Origin of the sequence: Streptomyces sp. NPDC057654, from assembly GCF_042800135.1 — a bacterium.
Lineage (GTDB): Bacteria > Actinomycetota > Actinomycetes > Streptomycetales > Streptomycetaceae > Streptomyces.
Genome location: NZ_JBHVHQ010000956.1, coordinates 1 through 3112, shown reverse-complemented (window position 1 = coordinate 3112; position 3112 = coordinate 1). Strand labels below are relative to the sequence as shown.

Genomic DNA, 3112 nt, shown 5'->3' with positions numbered 1-3112 from the left:
GCGTCACCCTCGCCTGCGTCGCGGGCGTGCCGGGCGGGGCGCTGCTCGGGCAGCAGTGGGGGTGGCGGTCCGCGTTCTGGGCGGTGGCCGCGGCGTCGGTGCTCGCCCTCGCCGCCGTCGCGCTGACCGTACCGGCGGCCCCCGCCGACCCGGTCCGTACGGGCCTCCGCGCCGAGCTTCGGTCCCTGCTCGGGGGCGAGTTGCTCGTCGCGTACGCCATGAACGCCCTGGTCCAGGGGGCCACCTTCTGCACCTTCACCTATCTCGCGCCGCTGCTCACGGGCGTCACCGGGTTCGGCGCGGGCCGGGTCCCGATGATGCTGGTGCTCTTCGGCGCGGGCGCGGTGGTCGGCATCGCAGTGGGCGGCCGGATCGCGGACGCACGGCCGTACACGGTCCTGGCCTGCGGCATGACGGCGCTGGCCGGGGGCTGGGTCGTGCTCGCCCTGACCGCTCAGAGCCCGGCGGCGGCGGTCGCGCTGGTCTTCCTCCAGGGCTTCCTCGCCTTCGGCATCGCGCCCGTACTGACCTCCCGCGCCTTCTACTTGGCCGATCACGCGCCGACCCTCGCGGGCGGCTTCACGACCGCGGCCTTCAATATCGGCAACACGGCCGGTCCGTGGTTCGGCGGCCTCGCCATCGACGCGGGGCTCGGCTACCGGTCCCCGGTCTGGGTCAGCGCCCTGATGATGACCGCCGCGCTGGGGACGCTCGGGGCGGCGGTCGCGCTGCGGCGGAACGGGCGGGTCCGCGCGCGTTCCTCCACGTACCTCACATAAGCCGATAATTCTCATGACACCCTGACCCCGTGACTACTTCAACGGACAAGGCGGCGGCCGTCGGCGACGGCAGTCTCCGGCTGAGGGCGCCGGAGCACCGGCTGGAACGCAGGGTCGTCTGGTTCTGGGCGGTGCACTCCCTGCTCGGCTGGCTGGCGTTCGCGGCGGCCCAGGCGGTGTGGATGCTGCTGCGGGACGACGGGCCGGTGGAGTGGCACGAGTGGGGGCTGATCCTCACCGCCGCGCTGGGGGCGGTGCACGTCGTGGTGATGCCGCCCTGGCGCTACCGCGTGCACCGCTGGGAGACGACGCCCGAGGCGATCTACACCCAGACCGGGTGGTTCGTGGAGGAGCGGCGGATCGCGCCCGTATCGCGGGTGCAGACCGTCGACAGCGAACGCGGGCCGCTGGAGCGGCTGTTCAAGCTGACCAACGTCACCGCCACCACGGCGTCGGCCGCCGGCCCGATCAAGATCCACGGGCTCGACCACGCCACCGGGGAGCGGCTCGTCGCGGACATCACCGCGGCGGCTCAGGCGTCGCGCGGGGACGCGACATGAGCGAGGCGAGCGACCTACACGCGGCGAGCGACAATCACGAGGCGAGCGACGCCTCCGCGGACGCCCCCTGGAAGCGGCTGAGCCCGCGCATGCTGTTCGTCCACCCCGTCCAGGAACTGGGCAAGACCGCCCCGGCGCTGCTCGTCGCCCTCGTCGCCGGGTCGGGCTCCGAACACCGCCAGGTCTACGCCGTCGGCGCCGGCGTGCTGACCGTCGTCCTCGCGCTGCTCCGCTGGTACACCACCACGTACCGCATATCGCCCGAACTCGTCGAGCTGCGCAAGGGGTTGCTGCGCCGCCAGGTCAGCTCCGTCCCCATGGACCGGGTGCGCGCGGTCGACCTCACCGCGCATGTGGCGCACCGCGTGCTCGGCCTCACCCGCGTCACGGTCGGCACGGGGCACACCGCGGAGTCGGACGAGGACGAGCTGAAGCTCGACGCCCTGACGCGGGAGGAGGCGGCGCTGCTGCGGGAGCAGCTGCTGGGAGCGGCGGAGGCGGCGCCCGTACGGGAAGGCGCCGACCAGCCCGTACCAGCACCCGTGGAAGCGGCCGACCCGCCGCTGGCCCGGATGCGCCCCGGCTGGCTGCGCTTCAGCCCGTTCTCGTACTCGGGCTTCGTCGTCCTCGTCGTCCTGGTGTGCGTGCTGATGGAAGCCGGCCTCGACGTGCGCCGCCTCGGTCCCGTCCACAGCGTGATCAGCGGGCTCGGCGGCGGGCACGGCCCGCGTCCGGTCGTCGAGGCGGTGCTGGCCGTACTGGTCCTGGGGACGCTCCTCAATGTGTCCCAGGCCGTGATGAAGTACTGGAACTTCGCGCTCCACCGCCGTCAGGGCGGCAACCTGGAGACCACGCACGGGCTCCTCACCGTCCGCGCCGTCACGCTGGAGGAGCGGCGGGTGCACGGCGTGGAGGTCGGCGCGTCGCTGCCGGTGCGGCTGCTCGGCGGGGCGCACTGCCTCGCGATAGCCACCGGGGTGCGCGGCCCGCAGCACAACGCGATGCTCGTGCCGCCGGGGCCGCGCGACGAGGTCGTACGGGCGGCCGGCGCCGTGCTCCGCTCCCCGTCCGCGCTGACCCGTCCGCTGGTGGCGCACGGCTCGGCGGCCCGGCGCCGCCGGTACGTACGGGCCCTCGTGCCGTGCGCCCTGGCCGTCGCGGTGCTCGGCGCGCTGTACGGGGACGGCGACGTCCCGCTGTGGGCCTGGCTCGCCTCGGCGCTCCTGCTGCCGGTCGGCGCACTGATCGCCCGTGACCGCTACCGCTCCCTCGGCCACGCGCTGTCCGACGACTACCTGGTCATCGGGCACGGCGAGGGCGCCGGGGCCCGGCGGCGGGTGGCGCTCGCCCGCGAGGGGATCATCGGCTGGAACGTACGCCGGTCGCTGTTCCAGCGCCGGGCGGGCGTACTGACGCTGACCGCGACCACGGCGGCGGGGCGCAAGGGATACGCGGTGCAGGACATCGGCGCCGACGAGGCCGTGCTCCTCGCGGAGGCGACCGTAGCGGGCCTGATGGCACCGTTCCTCGTCACGGACCACCCCGCTCCGGCCAAGCCGGCCGTAACGGCCGGGCCATCCAATCCGGCCGAGGCGGCCGGGGCCGTATCGGAACGCTGAGGCCGTGGCCGGGCCTGGGGCTGGGGTCGCGGCGGCCGTCGGGATGTAGCAGGGGCTGGGGCCGCGGCAGCCGCCGGGACATAGCAGGGGCTGGGCCCGCAGCTGGCGCCGGACGTAGCAGGGGCCGGGGCCACAGCAACCGCCGGGACATAGC

At 74.5% G+C, this 3112-nt stretch carries 3 protein-coding genes; all 3 read left to right on the top strand.

The features are described from left to right. The coding region (locus ACFU99_RS38835; protein WP_384401993.1) for an MFS transporter at nucleotides 1–779 on the top strand (779 nt) is incomplete at its 5' end. A gap of 29 nt (nucleotides 780–808) precedes the next feature. After that, nucleotides 809–1339, top strand: coding sequence for a PH domain-containing protein (locus ACFU99_RS38830; protein WP_384401990.1), 531 nt, complete (start codon nucleotides 809–811; stop codon nucleotides 1337–1339). Continuing rightward, entirely contained in the window at nucleotides 1336–2958 is a 1623-nt protein-coding gene (locus ACFU99_RS38825; RefSeq protein WP_384401987.1) for a PH domain-containing protein, read from the top strand. The genes ACFU99_RS38830 and ACFU99_RS38825 overlap by 4 nt, the downstream gene beginning before the upstream one ends. Nucleotides 2959–3112: the final 154 nt, after the last annotated feature.

What these genes read in the sequence shown, in the direction of transcription:
- ACFU99_RS38825 (WP_384401987.1), top strand. Translation starts at nt 1,336, where the DNA reads ATGAGCGAGGCGAGCGACCTACACGCGGCGAGCGACAATCACGAGGCG.